Source organism: Variovorax palleresanus, assembly GCF_051144945.1.
Lineage (GTDB): Bacteria > Pseudomonadota > Gammaproteobacteria > Burkholderiales > Burkholderiaceae_C > Variovorax > Variovorax paradoxus_S.
The window spans coordinates 2,229,313-2,248,686 of the sequence record NZ_JBJNVP010000002.1; the positions used below are offsets into that span (position 1 = coordinate 2,229,313).

Here is a 19,374-nt window from a genome sequence, read left to right on the forward strand (position 1 = left end):
GCCGCAACAACATGCATGGCGCATGCGTGTTCCGTTCCTAGAATCCGCCCGCACGATGGCCGGGAGGCCATGCGCTTTTCTCAACTTCAGGATGGAACAGCATGGAACATAGCACCTACAAAAAGTGGTCGGCCGAGTTCATAGGTACTTTCTGGCTCACGCTGGGCGGCTGCGGAAGCGCCGTCCTCGCGGCGGCCTTTCCGGGCAACCTGGGCATCGGCTTCCTGGGCGTTTCGCTCGCGTTCGGCCTCACGGTGGTGACGGGGGCCTATGCGCTCGGCCCCATCTCGGGCGGCCACTTCAACCCCGCCGTGTCGATCGGCCTCGCGGCCGCGGGGCGCTTCAAGGCCTCGCAGCTCGCGGGCTACATCGTCGCGCAGGTGCTGGGCGCCATTGCCGCGGCCGGCGTGCTCTACCTGATTGCCACCGGCAAGCCCGGCGCCGACATCGGCGGCTTTGCCACCAACGGCTATGGCGAGCACTCGCCCGGCAAGTACGGCATGACCGCCGCGCTGGTGTGCGAAGTGGTGATGACCGCGGTGTTCCTGATCGTGATCCTCGGCTCGACCGCCAGGCGCGCGGCCGGCGGCTTCGCGGGCCTGGCCATCGGCCTGTGCCTCACGCTGATTCACCTGGTCTCCATTCCGGTGACCAACACCTCGGTCAACCCGGCGCGCAGCACGGGGCCGGCGCTGTTCGGCCCCTCCTACGCCCTGCCGGAACTGTGGCTCTTCTGGGCCGCACCCATCGTGGGCGCGGTCATCGGTGCGGTGATCTATCGCGTGCTGCTCAGCAACGCCAACGACGACTGACGGAAGCCGCAGGCAACCGATCAACTGCCGCTGGCCGACTGCACGAGCGGCAGCGAGGTCGATTGCCCGATCGACTCGGTGCCGGTGGCGTGCGACGCCGCATAAGCACCGGCCTGCACATCGGACACCGGGATAGTCGAGTTCATGGCCGGCGCGCTGGTCGACTGGCCGATGGACTCGGTGCCGCTCGGCCGCGCGGCGGCCATCGCACCCGCCTGCACTTCGGGGTTCTCGGGTGAGTTCATCTGCAACGGGTGGTAGTCCGAACCGTCGGTCGTCTCGGCCGATGCATGGACGGCACCGAGCGCCGCGAACGCGGCAAAAGAACCAAGGGCAATAAGCTTGACGGAAGTGCGCATGGTGTGTGCTCCTGAATGGCGGGTGGTTGTCTCCGGCCGCGTGCCATCGCGCGAACTGCGCGTGGCAGGGCCTGAACGCACTCTAGGCAGCCTGACTGAGCGGGCCGTGAGCAAACAATTAGGCCGGCGTGAGCGGCATGGATGACGAAGGCAGGTGCACCCGCGCCATCAGTCCCGGGCCGCCTCCGCCTCCTTCTTCTTCATCGCGGTTGCGCAGCTCGATGCGCAAGCCATGCCTTTCGGCGGCCGTGCGCGCAATGGCCAGCCCGAGTCCGCTGCCGCCCGCCGGCGCGCCCGGCACGCGAAAGAAACGGTCGAACACGCGGGCTATCGACGACGCTGGAATGCCCGGCCCGTTGTCGAGCACGTCGACCACCGCATGGCCTTCGAACTCGTGCAGCCGCACGTCGACCACGCCGCCTTCGGGCGCATAGCGCAGCGCGTTGTCGATCAGGTTGTCGAACACGCTGCGCAGCTCGGCGGGCGGCGCCATCACCACGGGCGCAATGCGGCCTTCGAATCCGATGTCGACGCGGCGCGCATCGGCCAGCACCATCAGCTGGCTCACGCTCTCGCGCAGCAGGGTTTCGATGTCGACGGGCTCGCACGACGTGGGGCGGCCCGGCGCATCCTGCCGCGAGAGGCTCAGCAATTGTTCGATCAGGTGCTGCGCGCGGGTGACGCCGGCCTCGAGCTGGTTGAAGCGCTCGGTGGCTTCGCCGGCGGGGACGTGCGCGCGCAGGTTCTCGATCTGCAGGCCGATGGCGGCCATGGGGGTGCGCAGCTCGTGCGCCGCGTCCTGCACGAAGCGGCGCTGCGTGGCAAAGGCATTGCGCACGCGCGACAACAGGTGGTTGAACGCGTGGACCAGCGGCGCGATCTCGTCGGGCACGCGCGCCAGCGACAGATCGGTCGGGCTGCGCTCGTCCTGCGAGGCCACGTCGCGCGCCACCGCCCTGAGCGAACGCGACGCCGCCGACACGATGAGCCACAGGATCAACAACGCCAGGGGCAGCAGCAACGCGATGGGCAGGCCTTCGAGCAGCGCGCGTCGCAGCGTTCGGCGCCGGCGGTAGTCCTCGTTCTGCAAGACCTGCACGCGCGGCTGGTCGGCGTGCGCACCGGGTTCGGCCGTGAGCACGCGCCAGCGCGAATGCGGATGCACGCCGGTGTCCACATCGCCAAAGCCCGGCTGCGGCTGCAAGGGCACCACGGCCAGCGGCGGCCAGGAACTCGCGCGCAGCGTGCGGCCGTCGGCGCTCCATAGCTGGACCACGAAGGCGCCGCGCACCAGGGCGGCCTCGGCGTCGAGCGGGCGCGGGGTCCGGGGCGGGTCGCCGCCCGCATAGGAATCGGCCACCAGCCGCATCTGCTCGTCGAGCGCGTTGTGGACCAGGTCGCCATAGGCCACGAAGGTGAACCACGCCGTGATCGCCGCCGCCGCCAGGTGCAGCGTGACGAGCCAGAACAGCAGTTGCGTGCGCAGCGAGCGCGGGCGCCACCAGCGACCGCCGCCCGCAGCGCTCATTGGCAAACCTTCGTGCTTCGCGCTGCGGCGCGAGCCCCCTTCGGAACGGCCGGGCGAGCGCTCATGCCGCGACGCGCCAGCCCAGTCCGCGCACGTTGCGGATCGAATCCGCGCCGAGCTTGCGGCGCATGCCGTGGATCAGCACGTCGATGGCGTTGCTGGTCACTTCTTCGCCCCAGCCGTAGATGCGGTTCTCGAGCTGCTCGCGCGAGAGGATGGCGCCGGGCCGCTCGAGCAAGGCGTGCAGCAGCGCGAACTCGCGCGCCGTGAGCGCCTCGCGCGCGCCATCGACCACCACCTCGCGCGTGGTCAGGTCGAGCTGCAAGGTGCTCCCCCCGATCAGGGAATGCGCGGCGCCGTCGCGCCGGCGCACCACGGCCCGCATGCGCGCGAGCAGCTCGCGAAACTCGAAAGGCTTGAGCAGGTAGTCGTCGGCGCCCAGGTCGAGGCTGTGGACGCGGTCGTCGAGCCCGTCGCGCGCGGTGAGCACCAGCACCGGCGTGGCATCGCCGCGTTCGCGCGCGCGCCGCAGCACCTCGGTGCCGTCCTGCCGCGGCAGGCCCAGGTCGAGCAGCACGCAGGTGTAGTCGCCGTCGCCGAGCGCGCTTTGCGCCAGCTCGCCGTCGCGCACCCAGTCAGCCGACCAGCCCGCGCCTTCGAGCGCCTGCTTCAGGCTGCGCCCGATCATCTCGTCGTCTTCCACCAGCAGTACACGCATTGCGTCGACTCCTTGGGCTGCAAGGTAGCACGTGATCGGGATGATCGGTAGTGGCCCTGCGCCGCGGCGCAGCGTAGAGGCGAAGTCTTAGGCGGGGCTTAGACGCCGTGAAGGCACAAGGGTCACGCCACGCGGACGTCGTGCCGCTCGCCCTCGCCACCGGCGGCGAAGGCCAGCAGGCGCATGGCCTCTTCCTGCACGCCGAGCCGGTCGGCCTTGGACCACCGCGCGAAGGGCTCCAGCACCACCGTGGCTGCGTTCTTCGCCCGCTCGATCTTCCAGATGCCCGCGACGAAACCGTCGAGCAGCACCGTGCCGCGCACGATGCCATTGACGGTGAACACCCGGCTGCGATGCACCTCGCTCATCACGCGGCTGCGGTCGGCATGCGAGAGCAGCAGGTTGTCCCATTCGGCGACGAGGCGCGGCGGCGCGGGGGTGTCGGGACCGGGGCGCGGCGCACGCGGCAGGTCGAACAGCTCCTGGCCCTGCTCGCCGGTAAACGTGCGCAGCTGCGGCCGGAGGCGCTCGGCCACGGCCTTCCAGCCCGTGAGGCCCGACCACGCGCCGGCATCGGCGAGCGTGGCGGGACCGAAGGCCGCCAGGTAGCGCAGCAGCAGGTCGTCCTGCGTGGCGGCTGCGGCATCGGCAGCGGAATCGCCGAGCCACTGTCCGATGGGCTGCAGCTGTGCGCTCTGGTGCGAGTTCCAGCTGCCCGCGGGCGGCAGATGCACCAGCGGCAGGTTGTTGCGGATGAGTGCGGCGAGCGAGGCGGGCTGGCGGTCTTTCCAGCGCGCCGCGAGTGCCTGCCCGAGCTCGGAACCGGTGAGCGGGCCTTCGCGCAGCAACGCCCACCCCGCCTTCACCACGGCTGCACGGTCGATGCCTTCGAGAGCCCGCGCGTGCTCGCCCGAGAGGCCGCGCTGATGCACGGGTTCGAGCAGCGGCCGCCAGGACAGCGCATCCGATGCGGCCATCAGGTGCAGGGTCGCACGCATCGTCGACATGCGCACGACGCGGCGCTTCTCCAGGGCTTCAGTCAGCTGCGCGCGGCGAAAGCCTTCGAGCCGGCTCCAGAGCCCGATGTAAGGCGGGTTCGGCGCCTGCGCCTGCAGGCCCGCCAGCTTTTCGATGGCCTGCGCGACCGTCGCCTTGCGCCGCTCCAGCAGCATCTGCCGCGCCAGCGTGGCCCGGTTCAGCGCGCGCTGGCTCAGCACCACGGCCATCGGCGAAGACTCAGAACTTCTCGTGCGGACCGAGGTAGCGCCACTGCCCCACGGGCAGGTTGCCGAGCATCACCTTGCCGATGCGCACGCGCTTCAGGCCCACCACTTTCAGGCCGACCAGCTCGCACATGCGGCGGATCTGGCGCTTCTTGCCCTCGGTGAGCACGAAGCGCAGCTGCTCGGGGTTCTGCCACTCGACCCGCGCCGGCTTGAGCGGCTGTCCGTCGAGGCTGAGGCCGTGGCGCAGCCTGGCGAGCATGGCCGGCGGAAAGACCGCCTGCACATTGGTGGTGACGGGATCGTCGTCGTCCATGCGCACGAGCTGGCCGGTGGGCGCGGGCTGGCCGAGGCCGTGATACGCCACGCGCACCAGGTATTCCTTCTCCATCACCGAGTCTTCGCCGATCAGCTGGCGCGCGATGCGGCCGTCCTGCGTCATCACCAGCAGGCCGATGGAATCGATGTCGAGCCGGCCGCACGGCGCCAGGCCGCGCAGTTGCTGGGGGTTGAAGAAGAAGCGCGTGTTGTCTTCGGCCCAGCGGTTCTGCGGCGTGAAGAGCGAGACCGCCGGCTCATGGCCGTCTTCGGCCTGCGCGCTCACGTAGCCGATGGGCTTGTTGATGAGGATGGTGACCTGGTTCGCCTGCTGGCCCTTGGCGGCCTTGTCGACCTCGACGCGGTCGGCCGGCGTCACCTTCACGCCCATTTCGGCCGGCTTGCCGTTCACTTTCACCCAGCCGTTGGCGATCCACTCATCGGCCTCGCGGCGCGAGCAGATGCCGAGCTCGGCCATGCGTTTGTTGAGGCGGATCGGAGCGGTGGCGTCGTCGGTCATGCGGGTGCGCGGTCGGTTGGGGGCAGGTCACGCCCGGTGGAGCGGTGCGCAGCGGCATTTTCGTCCATTGCAGCTGCCTCCGGAATGTGTCGCATTGCATAGGGATAATGCGCGCCAATGGCCCGCCGACGGCCCGGACCCGCATGACAAAAATCCTGATCCTCAGTGTGAGCGCCGGCAACGGCCATGTGCGCGCAGCGCAAGCCCTCGAAGCCGCCGTGCAATCGACCCCGCCGCACACGGCCGTCCACATGGACGCCATGGCCCACGTGGCCAGCGGTTTCCGCAAGGTCTACACCGACTGGTACATCCAGCTCGTGAACCGCGCGCCGGAGCTGTGGTCGTACCTGCACCAGCGCGCCGACGCCACGCCGCACCATGCGCCTTCGCAGCGCCTGCGCCGCGGCATCGAGCGGCTGAGCACCGGCACTCTGTTGCGTGAGATCCGCCGAGAGAAGCCCGACGCGGTGGTCTGCACGCATTTCCTGCCGGCCGAGCTGCTGATGCGCGAGCGCAATGGCGGCCGCATCGACTACCCGGTGTGGCTGCAGATCACCGACTACGACCTGCACAACATGTGGGTTGTGCCGGGCATGGCAGGCTACCTGGCCGCGACGGACGAAGTGGCCTTCAGGCTGCGCGCGCGCGGTATTCCCCCGGAGCGCATCCACGTGACGGGCATTCCGGTGATGCCCGCCTTCTCCGAACCCGATGCGCCAGCGCTCGCCCACGATGCCTGCGCCAAGGCGCTCGGCCTCGACCCCGCGCGGCCCGTGCTGCTGATGGCCTCGGGCGGCGCAGGCGTCGGCGACCTGGCGAGCATGGTCGAACGCGTGCTCCTGCTCGGCAGCGACAGCGGCCTGCAGGTGATTGCCGTGGCCGGCCGCAACGCCGAGGCCCACGCCAAGCTCCAGGCCCTGGCCGCGCGCCACCCGGGCCGCGTGGTCGCCATCGGCTTCACCAACGAGATGCACAAGCTCATGGCCGCGGCCGACCTGGTGGTCACCAAGCCCGGCGGGCTCACGGTGTCGGAATGCGTGGCGCTGGGCAAGCCGATGCTCCTGATTTCGCCGATTCCGGGGCAGGAAGAGCACAACGCCGGTTTCCTGATGGAAGAAGGCGCGGCCTGGCTCGCCTACGACGCGATCGGGCTCGACTACAAGGTGGCGCGCCTGATGGCCGACCCCGCCAAGCTGGCGGACATGGCCCGGCGCAGCCGTGCGCTCGGCAAGCCGCGCGCCGCGGCCGCGGTGCTGCGCCACGTGCTGGGAAACAAGGAATGAAAGGAATGAACAGCCCCGCCGAGAAGACCAGCGTGGCCCGCACCATCGGCTACCTGGCCTGGGTCGTGGTGATGGCCTTCTTCTTTGCCAACGCCGAGATCCAGATCGAAGGCGGCGCCGGCTGGGCCACCTCGCTGCCCACGTGGCGCATCGAGAACAGCATCTGGCTCGACATTTTCTGGGGCGGGCGCGCCATGACGGGCTACCACGCCTGGGTGTTCACCTTCATGCTGCTGGTGTTCTTCTCGCCGCTGGCGTTCAACGGCCGCTGGACGCTGCGCGACCTGGGGCTGGCGGCTGCGGGCCTGATCGTGTTCTGGGTTTGCGAAGACTTTTTGTGGTTCATGATCAACCCGGCCTTCGGATGGGCACGCTTCAATCCGGCCGACGGTTTCTGGCACAAGCACTGGATCTGGGGCGCGCCGGTGGACTACTGGGGCGGCCTCGCGGTCGCCCTGCTCATACTGTTGCGGCGCCACTGGCCCCGCTCGACTTCATGACAACCACTCCACGCCCCTCGCACTGGGCAGACCCGCTGGACGAACTGCAGGTCGAGAACCTGCACCGCATCACGCCGACGCTGTACCGCAGCGCGCAGCCGCGCGTCGCGAACGTGGCGGCGCTCAAGTCGCTCGGCATCCGCACCATCGTGAGCCTGCGCTCCTTCAACGACGACAAGAAGGTGTTCTCGGGCCACGACATCCGCCTGGTGCGCGTGCCGATCAACACCTGGTCGATCGACGACGCCAAGGTGCTGCGCGCACTGGTCGCCATTCGCGAAGCCGAAAAGCAGGGCCCGGTGCTGATCCACTGCATGCACGGTGCCGACCGCACCGGCGTGGTCGCGGCGGTCTACCGCATGGCGGTGCAGGGCTGGGACAAGGAGAGCGCGCGGCAGGAGATGTTTCGCGGCGGCTACGGCTACCACACGCTGTGGCGCAACATCCCGCGCTACATCGACCGGCTCGATCCGGAGAAGATGCGCCGTGCGCTGGCCCACGCGCCGGTGATTCCCGTGGTGTCCTGAAGGCGGCAGCAGCTTTCGTACGCCGCTCCTATACTGGCCGCCCCGTGGCCCTGGGCCATGTTCGAACTTGCCTTTTTCACAAGGCCACAAGGGGCTCATCCATGGCACTCCAACTCCGCTCCCTCATCCGCGCGAACGGCGAACTCGAGCTCTCGCTGCACGACGAACCGATTCCCGAACCGCAGCCGCATGAAGTGGTGATCCGGGTCGAGGCGTCGCCCATGAATCCGTCGGACCTGGGGCTGCTGTTCGGCGCGGCCGACATGGGCACCGCCAAGGTTTCCGGCACGCCCGAGCGCCCCGTCGTGACGGCCACGGTGCCCGAGCGCGGCATGCCCGCGATGGCCGGACGGCTGGACCAGTCGATGCCGGTGGGCAACGAAGGCGCCGGCGTGGTGGTCAAGGCCGGTTCGTCGCCGGCGGCGCAAGCGCTGCTGGGCAAGACGGTGGCCGCGATCGGCGGCGCGATGTATTCGCAGTACCGCGCGGTGGCGGCGGCCCAGTGCCTGGAACTGCCCGCGGGCACGCCGCCGGCCGAAGGCGCATCGTGCTTCGTGAATCCGCTCACGTCGCTCGGCATGGTCGAGACAATGCGGCGCGAAGGCCACAAGGCGCTGGTGCACACGGCCGCTGCCTCCAACCTGGGCCAGATGCTCAACAAGATCTGCCAGAAGGACGGCATCGCCCTGGTCAACATCGTGCGCAAGCCCGAGCAGGAAGCGCTGCTGCGCGGCATCGGCGCGAAGCACGTGTGCAGCACCAGCTCGCCCACGTTTCTCGAAGACCTGACGCAGGCCCTGGTCGAGACCGGCGCGACGCTGGCCTTCGACGCCACCGGCGGCGGCAAGCTCGCGGGCCAGATCCTCGGCTGCATGGAAGCGGCGCTGAATCGCACCGCCAAGGAATACAGCCGCTACGGCTCGACCACGCACAAGCAGGTCTACATCTACGGCGGGCTCGACCGTTCGCCGACGGAGTTCGTGCGCAACTTCGGCATGGCTTGGGGCATGGGCGGGTGGCTGCTGTTTCCGTTCCTGCAGAAGCTCGGGGATGAAGGGACGCAGCGGTTGCGGGCGCGGGTGGTGGCTGAATTGAAGACCACGTTTGCGAGCCACTACACGCGGGAAGTTTCCTTGTTCGAGGCGCTGCAGCTGGATGCCATTGGTGTGTATGGCAAGCAGGCGACGGGGGAGAAGTTCTTGTTGAATCCGAACAGGGGTGTGGGGGGCTGATCTTCTCTTGGGGATTTTGTGGTGGCGTGAATGCCGCTGCCCTCACCCTAACCCTCTCCCGGAGGGAGAGGGAACAAGAGGGAACAAGACGGAGCGGTGAGGCATCGGGTATTGCCCCCTCTCCCTCTGGGAGAGGGCTGGGGTGAGGGCTCTGTGCCCACGATGAGGCGCGCCCTTAAAAACCTAAACCACCAACCGATACCCCACCGCAGTCTCCGTCAACAGATGCTTGGGCTGCGCCGGATCCGCTTCCAGCTTCTGCCGCAGATGCCCCATGTAGATGCGCAAGTAGTGGCTCTGGTCCGTGTGCGACGGACCCCACACCTCGCGCAGCAGTTGTCGCTGCGTGAGCACGCGGCCGGCGTTGGCGACCAATACCGACAGCAGCCGGTACTCGGTCGGCGTCAGGTGCACCTCGGCGCCGGCGCGGCGAACGATGCGCGCGGCGCGGTCGAGTTCGACCTCGCCGAAACGGAACAGCGGGTCCGCGGGTTCGTCCCCACCGCCGGCCGCGCGCGGGCGGCGCAGGTTGGCGCGCACCCGCGCCAGCAGTTCGCCGGTGCCGAAGGGCTTGGTCAGGTAGTCGTCGGCGCCGGCATCCAGCGCGGCGATCTTGTCGGCCTCGTCGCTGCGCGCGGACAGCACGATGATGGGCACGGCCGACCAGCCGCGCACATCGCGAATCAGCGAAACACCGTCGCCGTCGGGCAGGCCGAGGTCGAGCACCAGCAGGTCGGGCTGGCGCGTGCCGGCCGCCGCCAGCCCACCCTGCAGCGTGCCGGCCTCGTGCACCACCCAGCCTTCGGCCTCGAGCGCGCCGCGCACGAAGCGGCGGATCTGCGGCTCGTCCTCGATCACGATGGCGGTGGGGGATGGCATGGTTTCAGAGTTGTGCTTCGGCCGGTTCGGGTGGCTCGCGGCGCGGCAATGTGACCGTGAATTCTGCACCGCCGCCCTCTGCATTGGCCGCCGCAATCTCGCCGCCATGCGCGCTCACCACGGCGCGGCAGATGGCCAGGCCCAGCCCCACGCCCGGCGTGGCCGATTCGGTCTCGCCGCGGGTGAACTTGTCGAACAGCTTCTGCTCCCGGCCCAGCAGCGCGGCGGGCAGGCCCGGGCCGTGGTCGCGCACCGTGAGCACCAGCGTGCCGGGCTCGGCCCGCGCACCGACGACGATGGGCGGCGCGCCATACTTGGCGGCGTTCTCCAGCAGATTGACCAGCACGCGCTCGATCAGCACGGCATCGAATTCGACGAGGGGAAGATCCGGGTCGAGCGCGGTTTGCACGATGCTGTTGCCCAACGACGTGCGCGCCGCGCGAATGGCCGAGCCCACCACTTCCTCGACCGATTGCCAGTCGCGCCGCAGATTCACCGCGCCGCCCGCAATGCCGCTTTCGAGCCGCGCCATGTCGAGCAGGTTGTTGACCAGCGCGTGCAGTTCATGCGCCTGCGCGACGATGGCGCGAGCCGCCTCGGCGTGCGCTTCGGGCGGCAGGGTCTGCAGCGATTCGGCCAGCGCAATCAGTGCCGTGAGCGGCGTGCGCACGTCGTGCGAAATGGCGCCGAGCAGGGCGTTGCGCAGGCGCTCCGACTCCATCTCGACCACGGCCTGCTGGGCTACCTCCACGTAGTGCACGCGCTCCAGCGCGATCGCGATCTGCCGGGCCAGCGTGTCGAGTTGCTGTGCCTGCTCGGGAATCAGCAGCCAGCGCGGCTGCGCCGGTGACAGCGCAAGCACGCCGCGCACGCGCATGGGCGCCTGCAGCGGCACGTAGTGCCAGGGCTGAGCTGCGAGCGTGGCGGTGGCAAGGCCGGCGGGCTGGCCATGGCGGAAAGCCCAGTCGGCCACCTGCGCATCGAAGCCCTCTGGCGGATTCCTGGGCAGCACGAGCTGGTCGGCCGCGTCGGTGACCAGCACCAGCGCATGGCCGCCAAAGTGGCCCTGCACCGCGGCAGCGCCCAGCGCGACGACCTGCGTGCTCTCCAGCGCCGCCGAGAGTTCGCGCGTGAGTTCAAACAGCGAGCGTGCCCGCCGCTCGCGGCTGGTCGACACGCCGGCCGCAAAGCGCAGTCCCGCCATGAGCTGGCCCACCAGCAGGCCCACGCCCAGCATGATCGCGAAGGTCAGCACGTACTGCACGTCGCTCACCGCGAACGACAGGCGCGGCGGCACGAAGAAATAGTCGAACGCCGCCACGTTGAGGAGAGCCGCGAGCGCCGAAGGCCCGCGGCCGAAGCGCATGGCCACGCCGATCACGCCCAGCAGCAACAGCATCACGATGTTGGACAGCTCCAGCACGTTGGCCAGGGGCGCGCACACCAGCGTGAGCGCCACGCTGGCGGCCGTCGCCCAGGCGTAGCCCGGCCAATGAACGGGCGCCTTCTCGTGATCGCCCTCGTCGGCACGCATGCCGTTGATGGCGGCGCGCGCGAGGCGCCGCGAACTGTCGGCATGGCCCACCTCCAGGATGTCGAGCGCGGGCGCGCGTTGCGCCAGCGCGCGCGGCAGCGGCATCGGCGTGGCGGGCCACCAGCGGCGCCAGCCCTTGAGGGGCTCCGAGCGTCCCAGCACCAGCGTTGCGCAATTGAGCCGCCGCGCCTCTTCGGCCAGCTGCTCCGCCACGTCGGAACCCGTGAGCACCGCGGTGGCCGCGCCCAGTTCCTCCGCGAGCTTGAGCACCGCGAGGATGCGGTCGCGCTCCTGCGCGGCAAGCCGTTGCAGCCGCGGCGTTTCGACATAGGCTGCATGCCAGCGCACGTTGAGCTGGCCCGCCAGCCGCGCCGCGGTGCGCACCGTCTGTGCGGCGCCCTCGTGCGGTCCGACGCATGCGAGGATCGCGCCCGAGGTGTTCCAGGCCTGCAGCGCTCCGCCGTTGCCGTTGCCGGCCGCGCCCGATTGCTCGACGCGCCAGCCGCGCACGTCGTCTTCCACGTGCTCGGCGGTGCGGCGCAGTGCAATCTCGCGCAGCGCGATCAGGTTGCCCTTGCGGAAGAAGTTCTGGGCGGCGCGCTCGGCCTGCTGTGGCAGATATACCTTGCCGGCGGCAAGCCGCGCCGTGAGCTCGTCGGGCGTGACGTCGACCAGCACCACCTCGTCGGCTTCGTCGAGCACGGTGTCGGGCACGGTCTCTTGCACCCGCACGCCGGTGATGGCCCCCACCGTGCCGTTGAGGCTTTCGAGATGCTGTACGTTGAGCGCGGACCAGACCTCGATGCCCGCGGCCAGCAGCTCCTGCACGTCCTGCCAGCGCTTGGCATGGCGGGATCCGGGCGCGTTGGTGTGGGCCAGTTCGTCGACCAGCAGCACGGCGGGCTTGCGGGCCAGGGCGACGTCGAGATCGAACTCGGCCAGTTTGCGGCCGCGGTAGTCCACCTCACGCATCGGCAACGCGTCCAGCCCCGCGAGCAGCGCCGCGGTTTCGCTGCGGCCGTGGGTTTCGGCCACGCCGACCAGCACGTCGCGGCCCGCCGCGTGCTCGCGCTGTGCAGCGCTGAGCATGGCCCAGGTCTTTCCCACGCCCGCGCTGGCCCCGAAATAGATGCGCAGCTTGCCGCGCTGCGCGCGCGCCGCATCGCTGCGCAATTGCGCAAGCAGGGCGTCGGGATCGGGGCGGGCGTCGGACATGGCGGTGGCAGCGCAGGTTAGCGCATCGGCCCGCTCCCATCGAGCGCGAGATTCAGTGCCAGCACATTGACGCGCGGCTCGCCCAGCAAGCCCCAGAGCGGCGCCTGCGTGTGGCTGGCGACCAGCGCGTTCACCTGCTCGACCGGCACGCCGCGCACGCGCGCCACACGCGCCGCCTGGTAGCGCGCGGCGGCGGGGCTGATGTCGGGATCGAGCCCGCTGGCCGAGGCCGTGACGAGATCGACCGGCACCGGTGCGGTGTTGCCCGGGTCGGCGGCACGCAGGGCTTCGACCCGCGCCTTGACCGCATCCACCAGCGCCGGATTGAGCGGGCCCAGGTTCGAGCCGCCCGAAGCGCTCGCGTTGTAGGGCTGCGGCGCAGTGGCCGACGGCCGGCCCCAGAAGTGCTTCGGATCGCTGAAGTTCTGGCCGATGAGCGTCGAGCCCACCGTGGTGCCGCCCTGCACGATCAGGCTACCCGCGGCCTGCGACGGAAACAGCGCCTTGGCGGCACCGGTGACGGCCATCGGATAGACCAGGCCGGTGAGTGCGCTCAGCAATGCGAAGAGCACGAGCGCGGGACGAATGATGTTGTTCATGATGAAGCGCTTCTCAAGCAAGGTGTACGGCAACGAGCAGCCAGTCGATCAGCTTGATGCCGATGAAGGGAACGAGCAGGCCGCCCAGCCCGTAGATGGCCAGGTTGCGCCGCAACAGCGCGGCCGCGCCCACGGGCCGGTAGCGCACGCCCTTGAGCGCGAGCGGAATCAGAAAGACGATGACCAGCGCGTTGAAGATCACGGCCGACAGGATCGCCGACGACGGGCTCGCGAGCCGCATCACGTTGAGCGCGCCGAGCTGCGGATAGGTCGAGACGAAGATCGCCGGAATGATCGCGAAATACTTCGCCACGTCGTTCGCGATCGAGAAGGTGGTGAGCGAGCCGCGCGTCATCAAGAGCGCTTTGCCGGTCTCCACCACCTCGAGCAGCTTGGTCGGGTTCGAGTCCAGGTCGACCATGTTGCCGGCCTCTTTCGCGGCCTGCGTGCCGCTGCCCATGGCCACGGCCACGTCGGCCTGCGCGAGGGCGGGTGCGTCGTTGGTGCCGTCGCCGGTCATCGCGACCAGGCGGCCTTCGGACTGGTACTTGCGGATCAGCGCCAGCTTGTCCTCGGGCGTGGCCTCGGCCAGGAAGTCGTCGACGCCCGCCTCGGCTGCGATGGCCGCGGCGGTGAGCTTGTTGTCGCCGGTGATCATCACCGTCTTGATGCCCATGCGGCGCAGCTCGGCAAAGCGCTCCTTGATGTCGGTCTTGACGATGTCCTTGAGCTCGACCACGCCGAGCACGCGGGCACCCTCGGCCACGGCCAGCGGCGTGCTGCCGCGGCGCGCGGTTTCCTCGGACGCGCGCAGCACTTCAGCCGGCATGGCGCCGCCGAGCGACTCCACATGGCGGCGTACCGCATCGACCGCGCCCTTGCGCAGCAGGATGGCGTCGGTATCCAGGCTGCTGGGTGCGGCCGGCAGGTCGACACCGCTCATGCGGGTCTGTGCGGTGAAGGGCACGAACCGGGCGCCCTCGACAGATGCGGCCTCCAGGCCGTCGCGGCGCGCGAGGTCGACGATGCTGCGCCCTTCGGGCGTCTCGTCGGCCAGCGATGCCAGCATCGCGGCGCGGGCGAGGCGGCCCTTGGGCACGCCAGGCGCGGGCAGGAAGGCGCTGGCCTGGCGGTTGCCGTGCGTGATGGTGCCGGTCTTGTCGAGCAGCAGCACATCGACGTCGCCGGCCGCTTCCACGGCGCGGCCCGAAGTGGCGATCACATTGGCCTGCATCATGCGGCTCATGCCGGCCACGCCCACGGCCGAGAGCAGGCCGCCGATGGTGGTCGGGATCAGGCACACCAGGAGCGCCACCAGCGCGGTGAGCGACACCACGGTACCCGCGCCCGCAGCCTCCACGCTGAAAAGCGAGAACGGCAGCAGCGTGACCGTGACCATCAGGAACACAAGCGTCAGCGCCACCAAGAGGATGGTGAGCGCGATCTCATTGGGCGTCTTGTGGCGCTTGGCGGCTTCGACCATGCCGATCATGCGGTCGAGGAAAGACTCGCCGGGGTTCACCGAGATACGCACCACCAGCCAGTCGGACAGCACGCGGGTGCCGCCGGTCACGGCCGAAAAGTCGCCGCCCGATTCGCGCACCACGGGCGCCGATTCGCCGGTGATGGCGCTCTCGTCGACCGAGGCCACGCCTTCGATCACTTCGCCGTCGAGCGGGATGACGTCGCCGGTCTCGACCAGCACGACGTCGCCTTTTCGCAAGTTTGGCGCCTGCTCCGGAAGCCAGCTGTGAGCCCCCACGCTTGCCACTGCGTGTGCTGCGCTGCCCCCCGAGGGGGCCGCTTCGCCTTGGGGCGGCCCGGCGGCGAAGCGCGCACCATGATGCGGCTCCTGCAGCTTCTTGGCCCAGGTGTCCTTGCGCAGGCCGCGCAGCGAGGCGGCCTGCGCCTTGCTGCGGCCTTCGGCCAGCGCCTCCGCGAAGTTCGCGAACAGCACGGTGAACCACAGCCACACGGACACGGCCAGCACGAAGGCCGGCTTCATGCCGGTGTCGCCCGGGAAGGTCAGCGAATGCACCCAGAGCAGCGTCGTGAGGATGCTGCCGATATAGACGATGAACATCACCGGGTTGCGCCACTGGGTACGCGGATCGAGCTTGGCAAAGGCGCCCCAGAGCGCGGGCTTGACCAGCGCGGCGTCGAACAGCGAAAGGGAAGTCTTGGTGTTTGTCATGGTGCGCTCCTTCACTTCCAGAGCACGAGGTGTTCGACGACGGGCCCGAGGGCCAATGCCGGCACGTAGTTGAGCAGGCCGACCAGCAGCACGGTGCCGATCAGCAGCGAGACGAACAGCGGCCCATGCGTGGGCAACGTGCCGCCGGTGACCGGCAGGCGTTGCTTGGCCGCGAGCGAACCAGCAATGGCCAGCACCGGCACGATCACCGCGAAGCGGCCAAACCACATGGCAAGCCCGAGCAGGCCGTTGTAGAACGGCGTGTTGGCCGAGAGCCCCGCGAAGGCGCTGCCGTTGTTGTTGGCGGCCGAGCTCAGCGCATACAGGATCTCCGAGAAGCCGTGCGCGCCGGGGTTCGCGATGCCGGCCTTGCCGGCGCCGGCCATCACCGCCACCGCGGTGCCGGCCAACACCAGGATCGGCGTGACCAGAATGACGATGGAGATCAGCTTCATCTCGCGCACCTCGATCTTCTTGCCCAGGTACTCGGGCGTGCGGCCGATCATCAGCCCCGCGATGAACACCGCGAGCATCGCGAAGATCAGCATGCCGTACAGGCCGCTCCCCACGCCGCCGAAGACCACCTCGCCAAGCTGCATCAGCACCATCGGCACCATGCCGCCGATGGGCGTGAAGGAGTCGTGCATGGCATTCACCGCGCCGCAGGATGCCGCGGTGGTAATGGCGGCAAAGAGTGCCGAGGCGTCGATGCCGAAGCGCACTTCCTTGCCTTCCATGTTGCCGCCGCTTTGCAGCGCGCTCGATACCTGGTCGACGCCCAACGCGCCGAAGAGCGGATTGCCGGCCTGCTCGGCCGGGATGATGACCGCCACCGCGACGACGAACATCACCGCCATGGCCGCGAGCACCGCCCAGCCCTGGCGCAGGTCGCCGACCACGCGCCCGAAGGCGAAGCACAGGGCCGCCGGGATCAGGAAGATCGCGAGCATCTGCAGCAGGTTGCTGAGCGCGGTCGGGTTCTCGTACGGGTGCGCCGAGTTGGCGTTGAAGAAACCGCCGCCGTTGGTGCCGATCATCTTGATGGCTTCCTGCGAGGCGACCGGGCCCATGGCGATCGTTTGCGCGCTCGCCGTCGCCTCGACCGTGTGCACGGTCTTGTAGCCGTCGAAGTTCTGGATCACGCCCTGGCCCACGAAGAGCAGCGCGAGCACGAACGACAGCGGCACCAGGAGCCAGAGCGTGATGCGCGTGAGGTCGGCCCAGAAGTTGCCGACCAGGCCACGGCTCTTGCCGTCGCCGCGGCGCGCGAAGCCGCGCACCAGCACGAAGGCCACCGCAATGCCCGTGGCGGCCGAGAAGAAATTCTGTACCGTGAACCCGAGCATCTGCGTGAGATAGCTCATGGTCGATTCGCCGCCGTAGCCCTGCCAGTTGGTGTTGGAGACGAAGCTCACCGCGCTGTCGAAGGCCGAGTCGGGCGACACCGCGCCCATGGCGGCGGGATTGAGCGGCAGCGAACCTTGCATGCGCTGCAGCGCGTAGAGAAAGATCGCGCCCACGGCATTGAAGGCCAGCAGCGCAAGCGCATAGGTCAGCCAGTGCATCGACTGCCCCGGCTGGGTGCCGGCGAGCTTGTAGAGCGGCGCCTCGATGCGCTGCATCCAGCGCGGCATGCGCTCGTCGCACAGCGCAGCCAGGAACTTGCCGACAGGCCAGGCCAGCAGCAAAAGCACGACGAGAAAGGAAGCCAGCAAGGACCAGGCGGAGGCGGTCATGTCAGAACTCCTCGGCGCAGATCAGTGCGAACACGAGGTACGCGAACAGCACCACGGCAATCAATGCGCCGAAACCATAGAGAGCTTCGAGGCTGATCATGGCCGTTCTCCCACGGCGGCTTTCGGCGCGCCTGGCGCGTTCGGCCCGTTGAGCCGGTTCAGCCCGACGGCCATGGCCGCCACCACCGCCCACAGCGCCAGCAAGGCGCCCATCCAGACGAAATCCATTCATCACTCCTGCAGCGAAACAAGGCCTCGAGTCTCGGCAGGCGCCCGTAAAAACAGGGAACAGAGTCGGCTGCGGCGCATAAAGAAACCGTAAAGGCGTCCCCTCTTTTTCAAAGTGCTCGACAACGGCTGGCGTGTCCCTTGATAATCAAAGAACCATCTTTGAATAAAAGAAAAAGGATGACCACGCGCCCCTTCGATGCCAAGCCCGCCTGGATGCCGCACCAGCCGGCAGACCGCATCCTGTCCACGCTCAAGACGCGTGGCGCGCTCGGCATTCCCGACATCGCCAAGGTGCTCGACGTCACGGTGGAGGCCGTGCGCCAGCAGATGGCCAAGCTGCAGGCCGAGGGCCTGGTCGATGCCGAGAGCCGTCCGGCGGGCCGCGGCCGGCCGACGCAGATATGGCGGCTCACCGGCGCCGGACACGCGCGCTTTCCCGACACGCACGCCGAGATGACGGTGCAGATGATCAGCGCGGTGATCAGCGTGTTCGGCGAGAAGGGCATGGACCAGCTCATCGGCGCACGCGAGGAAGCCATGCGCGCCAGCTACCGCGAGGCCCTGCAAGGCGCGCGCAGCCTCAAGGCCAAGCTAGAGCGGCTGGCCGACATCCGCAGCCGCGAAGGCTACATGGCCGAGTTCCGGCCCGAGGGCGACGGCTTCCTGTTCATCGAGAACCATTGCCCCATCTGCACCGCGGCGCGGGCCTGCACGGGCTTTTGCCGCAGCGAACTGCAGCTCTTCGACGCCGTGCTGGGGCCCGGCGTAAGCGTGAGCCGCGTCGAGCACGTGCTCGCGGGCGCGCGGCGCTGTGCCTACCAGGTGAGCCCGAAGAACTCGCCTTGATCCATTTCCAGACCCCTACCTAGACGCTAAAGGAAAAACCCACCATGGAACACACCCTCCCACCCCTGCCTTACGCCCTCGACGCGCTGGCACCCGAGTACTCGAAGGAGACCCTCGAGTACCACTACGGCAAGCACCACAACGCCTACGTGGTGAACCTCAACAACCTGCAAAAGGGCACCGAATTCGAGTCGATGACGCTGGAAGAAATCGTCAAGAAGTCCAGCGGCGGCATCTACAACAACGCCGCCCAGATCTGGAACCACACCTTCTTCTGGAACTGCATGAAGCCCCAGGGCGGCGGCGCTCCCGGCGGCGCGCTGGCCAAGGCCATCGATGCCAAGTGGGGCAGCTACGACGCCTTCAAGGAAGCGTTCGTGAAGTCGGCCGTGGGCAACTTCGGCTCGGGCTGGACCTGGCTGGTGAAGAAGGCCGACGGTTCGCTGGACATCGTGAACATGGGTGCCGCGGGCACGCCGCTGACCACCGGCGACACCCCGGTGCTGACGGTGGACGTCTGGGAGCACGCCTACTACATCGACTACCGCAACCTGCGCCCCAAGTTCGTGGAGACCTTCCTGGCCAAGCTGGTCAACTGGGACTTCGCGGCAAAGAACTTCGGTTGACGGCAGCCGAAGTTCCTGCCGGCGGCATCCTCACTCGTTGACGAGGTTCAGGATGTTGCCGTCCGGGTCCTTGAACCAGGCGACCTTCATCTTGTCCATGACGTGGATGTCGCCCGTGAGCGTTGTGTTCGGCATGTCGTAGTGCTCGAAGCGTACGCCCTTGGCCTTGAGCGCCGCCACGACCCGCTCCAGGTCGTCACCCACTGCCCAGGTCACGGCCGTGGCCTGGTTGGTGCCGGCGAATGACGACTGGTAGACATTGATACGGGTGTTACCGCTGCGGTAGGCGATCATGCCCTCGCAATCCGTGTCGGCCGGCGACAGGCCCAGCGTGTCTTCGTAGAAGCGGCGGGCCGCGCCAAGGTCTTTCACCGCGAGGTTGGCCACGGCATTGATGTTTCCGAGCATGGCTGTCTCCTGTGTGGATGGACTCCCATCTTCTGCGCCGCAGTGGCCATGTCAAGCCGCCGCTACCCGATAGGGCCCCCATCTCG

At 68.7% G+C, this 19,374-nt stretch carries 20 protein-coding genes; 7 read left to right on the forward strand and 13 right to left on the reverse strand.

Annotation, left to right across the window (positions count from 1 at the left end; translation table 11 throughout):
• Nucleotides 1-101: 101 nt before the first annotated feature.
• A complete protein-coding gene (gene aqpZ, locus ACJ7Z0_RS14375; protein WP_431126770.1) occupies nt 102-812 on the forward strand; it encodes an aquaporin Z in 711 nt (236 codons plus the stop codon).
• A 20-nt stretch (nt 813-832) separates the two neighbouring features.
• On the opposite strand, the gene ACJ7Z0_RS14380 is transcribed toward aqpZ, so the two are convergent.
• From ACJ7Z0_RS14380 to ACJ7Z0_RS14400, 5 genes are all read right to left on the reverse strand, one after another.
• The gene (locus ACJ7Z0_RS14380) at nt 833-1,171 is read right to left on the reverse strand and encodes a hypothetical protein (RefSeq protein WP_434790370.1); all 339 of its coding nucleotides are present in this window, start codon (nt 1,169-1,171) and stop codon (nt 833-835) included.
• A 118-nt stretch (nt 1,172-1,289) separates the two neighbouring features.
• Nucleotides 1,290-2,699, reverse strand: coding sequence for a sensor histidine kinase (locus ACJ7Z0_RS14385; RefSeq protein ID WP_434790371.1), 1,410 nt, complete (start codon nt 2,697-2,699; stop codon nt 1,290-1,292).
• 61 nt (nt 2,700-2,760) lie between these two features.
• Nucleotides 2,761-3,417, reverse strand: coding sequence for a response regulator (locus tag ACJ7Z0_RS14390; RefSeq protein ID WP_093023928.1), 657 nt, complete (start codon nt 3,415-3,417; stop codon nt 2,761-2,763).
• 122 nt (nt 3,418-3,539) lie between these two features.
• Nucleotides 3,540-4,643, reverse strand: a complete 1,104-nt coding sequence (locus ACJ7Z0_RS14395) for a winged helix DNA-binding domain-containing protein (RefSeq protein WP_434790372.1) — start codon at nt 4,641-4,643, stop codon at nt 3,540-3,542.
• Between the two features lie 10 nt (nt 4,644-4,653).
• A complete protein-coding gene (locus tag ACJ7Z0_RS14400) occupies nt 4,654-5,478 on the reverse strand; it encodes a pseudouridine synthase (protein ID WP_434790373.1) in 825 nt (274 codons plus the stop codon).
• Nucleotides 5,479-5,621: 143 nt separating this feature from the next.
• On the opposite strand from ACJ7Z0_RS14400, the gene ACJ7Z0_RS14405 reads away from it, so the two are divergent.
• The 4 genes from ACJ7Z0_RS14405 to ACJ7Z0_RS14420 all read left to right on the forward strand — a co-directional run bounded on the left by ACJ7Z0_RS14405 (nt 5,622) and on the right by ACJ7Z0_RS14420 (nt 9,020).
• Entirely contained in the window at nt 5,622-6,761 is a 1,140-nt protein-coding gene (locus ACJ7Z0_RS14405; RefSeq protein WP_434790374.1) for an MGDG synthase family glycosyltransferase, read from the forward strand.
• Nucleotides 6,762-6,766: 5 nt separating this feature from the next.
• Complete coding sequence (locus ACJ7Z0_RS14410) at nt 6,767-7,261, forward strand: hypothetical protein (protein ID WP_431126756.1); 495 nt, start codon at nt 6,767-6,769, stop codon at nt 7,259-7,261.
• Nucleotides 7,258-7,788: a phosphatase domain-containing protein gene (locus tag ACJ7Z0_RS14415; protein WP_434790375.1), complete on the forward strand. Its 531-nt coding sequence runs from the start codon at nt 7,258-7,260 to the stop codon at nt 7,786-7,788. Before ACJ7Z0_RS14410 ends, ACJ7Z0_RS14415 begins: the two co-directional genes overlap by 4 nt.
• A 101-nt stretch (nt 7,789-7,889) precedes the next feature.
• A complete protein-coding gene (locus tag ACJ7Z0_RS14420; protein ID WP_434790376.1) occupies nt 7,890-9,020 on the forward strand; it encodes a zinc-binding dehydrogenase in 1,131 nt (376 codons plus the stop codon).
• Nucleotides 9,021-9,203: 183 nt separating this feature from the next.
• Here the strand turns inward: ACJ7Z0_RS14420 and kdpE are convergent, their stop codons facing one another.
• Genes kdpE through ACJ7Z0_RS14455 form a run of 7 tightly spaced genes read right to left on the reverse strand, consistent with a single transcriptional unit; the run spans nt 9,204 to nt 17,405 of the window.
• The gene (gene kdpE, locus ACJ7Z0_RS14425) at nt 9,204-9,899 is read right to left on the reverse strand and encodes a two-component system response regulator KdpE (RefSeq protein WP_431126751.1); all 696 of its coding nucleotides are present in this window, start codon (nt 9,897-9,899) and stop codon (nt 9,204-9,206) included.
• A 4-nt stretch (nt 9,900-9,903) separates the two neighbouring features.
• Nucleotides 9,904-12,648 carry a DUF4118 domain-containing protein gene (locus ACJ7Z0_RS14430; RefSeq protein ID WP_434790377.1) on the reverse strand — a complete coding sequence of 915 codons (2,745 nt, stop codon included), beginning with the start codon at nt 12,646-12,648 and terminating at the stop codon, nt 9,904-9,906.
• Nucleotides 12,649-12,665: 17 nt separating this feature from the next.
• Complete coding sequence (gene kdpC / locus ACJ7Z0_RS14435; protein WP_434790378.1) at nt 12,666-13,247, reverse strand: potassium-transporting ATPase subunit KdpC; 582 nt, start codon at nt 13,245-13,247, stop codon at nt 12,666-12,668.
• 13 nt (nt 13,248-13,260) lie between these two features.
• A complete protein-coding gene (gene kdpB / locus ACJ7Z0_RS14440) occupies nt 13,261-15,441 on the reverse strand; it encodes a potassium-transporting ATPase subunit KdpB (protein ID WP_434790379.1) in 2,181 nt (726 codons plus the stop codon).
• 11 nt (nt 15,442-15,452) lie between these two features.
• Nucleotides 15,453-17,177 carry a potassium-transporting ATPase subunit KdpA gene (gene kdpA, locus ACJ7Z0_RS14445; protein WP_434790380.1) on the reverse strand — a complete coding sequence of 575 codons (1,725 nt, stop codon included), beginning with the start codon at nt 17,175-17,177 and terminating at the stop codon, nt 15,453-15,455.
• 1 nt (nt 17,178) lies between these two features.
• On the reverse strand, nt 17,179-17,277 hold the full coding sequence (kdpF, locus tag ACJ7Z0_RS14450) for a K(+)-transporting ATPase subunit F (protein WP_041943086.1): 99 nt from the start codon (nt 17,275-17,277) through the stop codon (nt 17,179-17,181).
• Nucleotides 17,274-17,405: a hypothetical protein gene (locus tag ACJ7Z0_RS14455; RefSeq protein WP_431126740.1), complete on the reverse strand. Its 132-nt coding sequence runs from the start codon at nt 17,403-17,405 to the stop codon at nt 17,274-17,276. Before ACJ7Z0_RS14455 ends, kdpF begins: the two co-directional genes overlap by 4 nt.
• Nucleotides 17,406-17,585: 180 nt before the next feature.
• Between ACJ7Z0_RS14455 and ACJ7Z0_RS14460 the strand changes: the two genes are divergently transcribed.
• Together ACJ7Z0_RS14460 and ACJ7Z0_RS14465 are read left to right on the forward strand one after the other, a co-directional pair.
• Nucleotides 17,586-18,254, forward strand: coding sequence for a helix-turn-helix transcriptional regulator (locus tag ACJ7Z0_RS14460; protein ID WP_434790381.1), 669 nt, complete (start codon nt 17,586-17,588; stop codon nt 18,252-18,254).
• A gap of 44 nt (nt 18,255-18,298) precedes the next feature.
• On the forward strand, nt 18,299-18,880 hold the full coding sequence (locus ACJ7Z0_RS14465; RefSeq protein WP_434790382.1) for a superoxide dismutase: 582 nt from the start codon (nt 18,299-18,301) through the stop codon (nt 18,878-18,880).
• 30 nt (nt 18,881-18,910) lie between these two features.
• Here the strand turns inward: ACJ7Z0_RS14465 and ACJ7Z0_RS14470 are convergent, their stop codons facing one another.
• On the reverse strand, nt 18,911-19,288 hold the full coding sequence (locus tag ACJ7Z0_RS14470; RefSeq protein ID WP_431126734.1) for a VOC family protein: 378 nt from the start codon (nt 19,286-19,288) through the stop codon (nt 18,911-18,913).
• Nucleotides 19,289-19,374 lie beyond the last annotated feature (86 nt).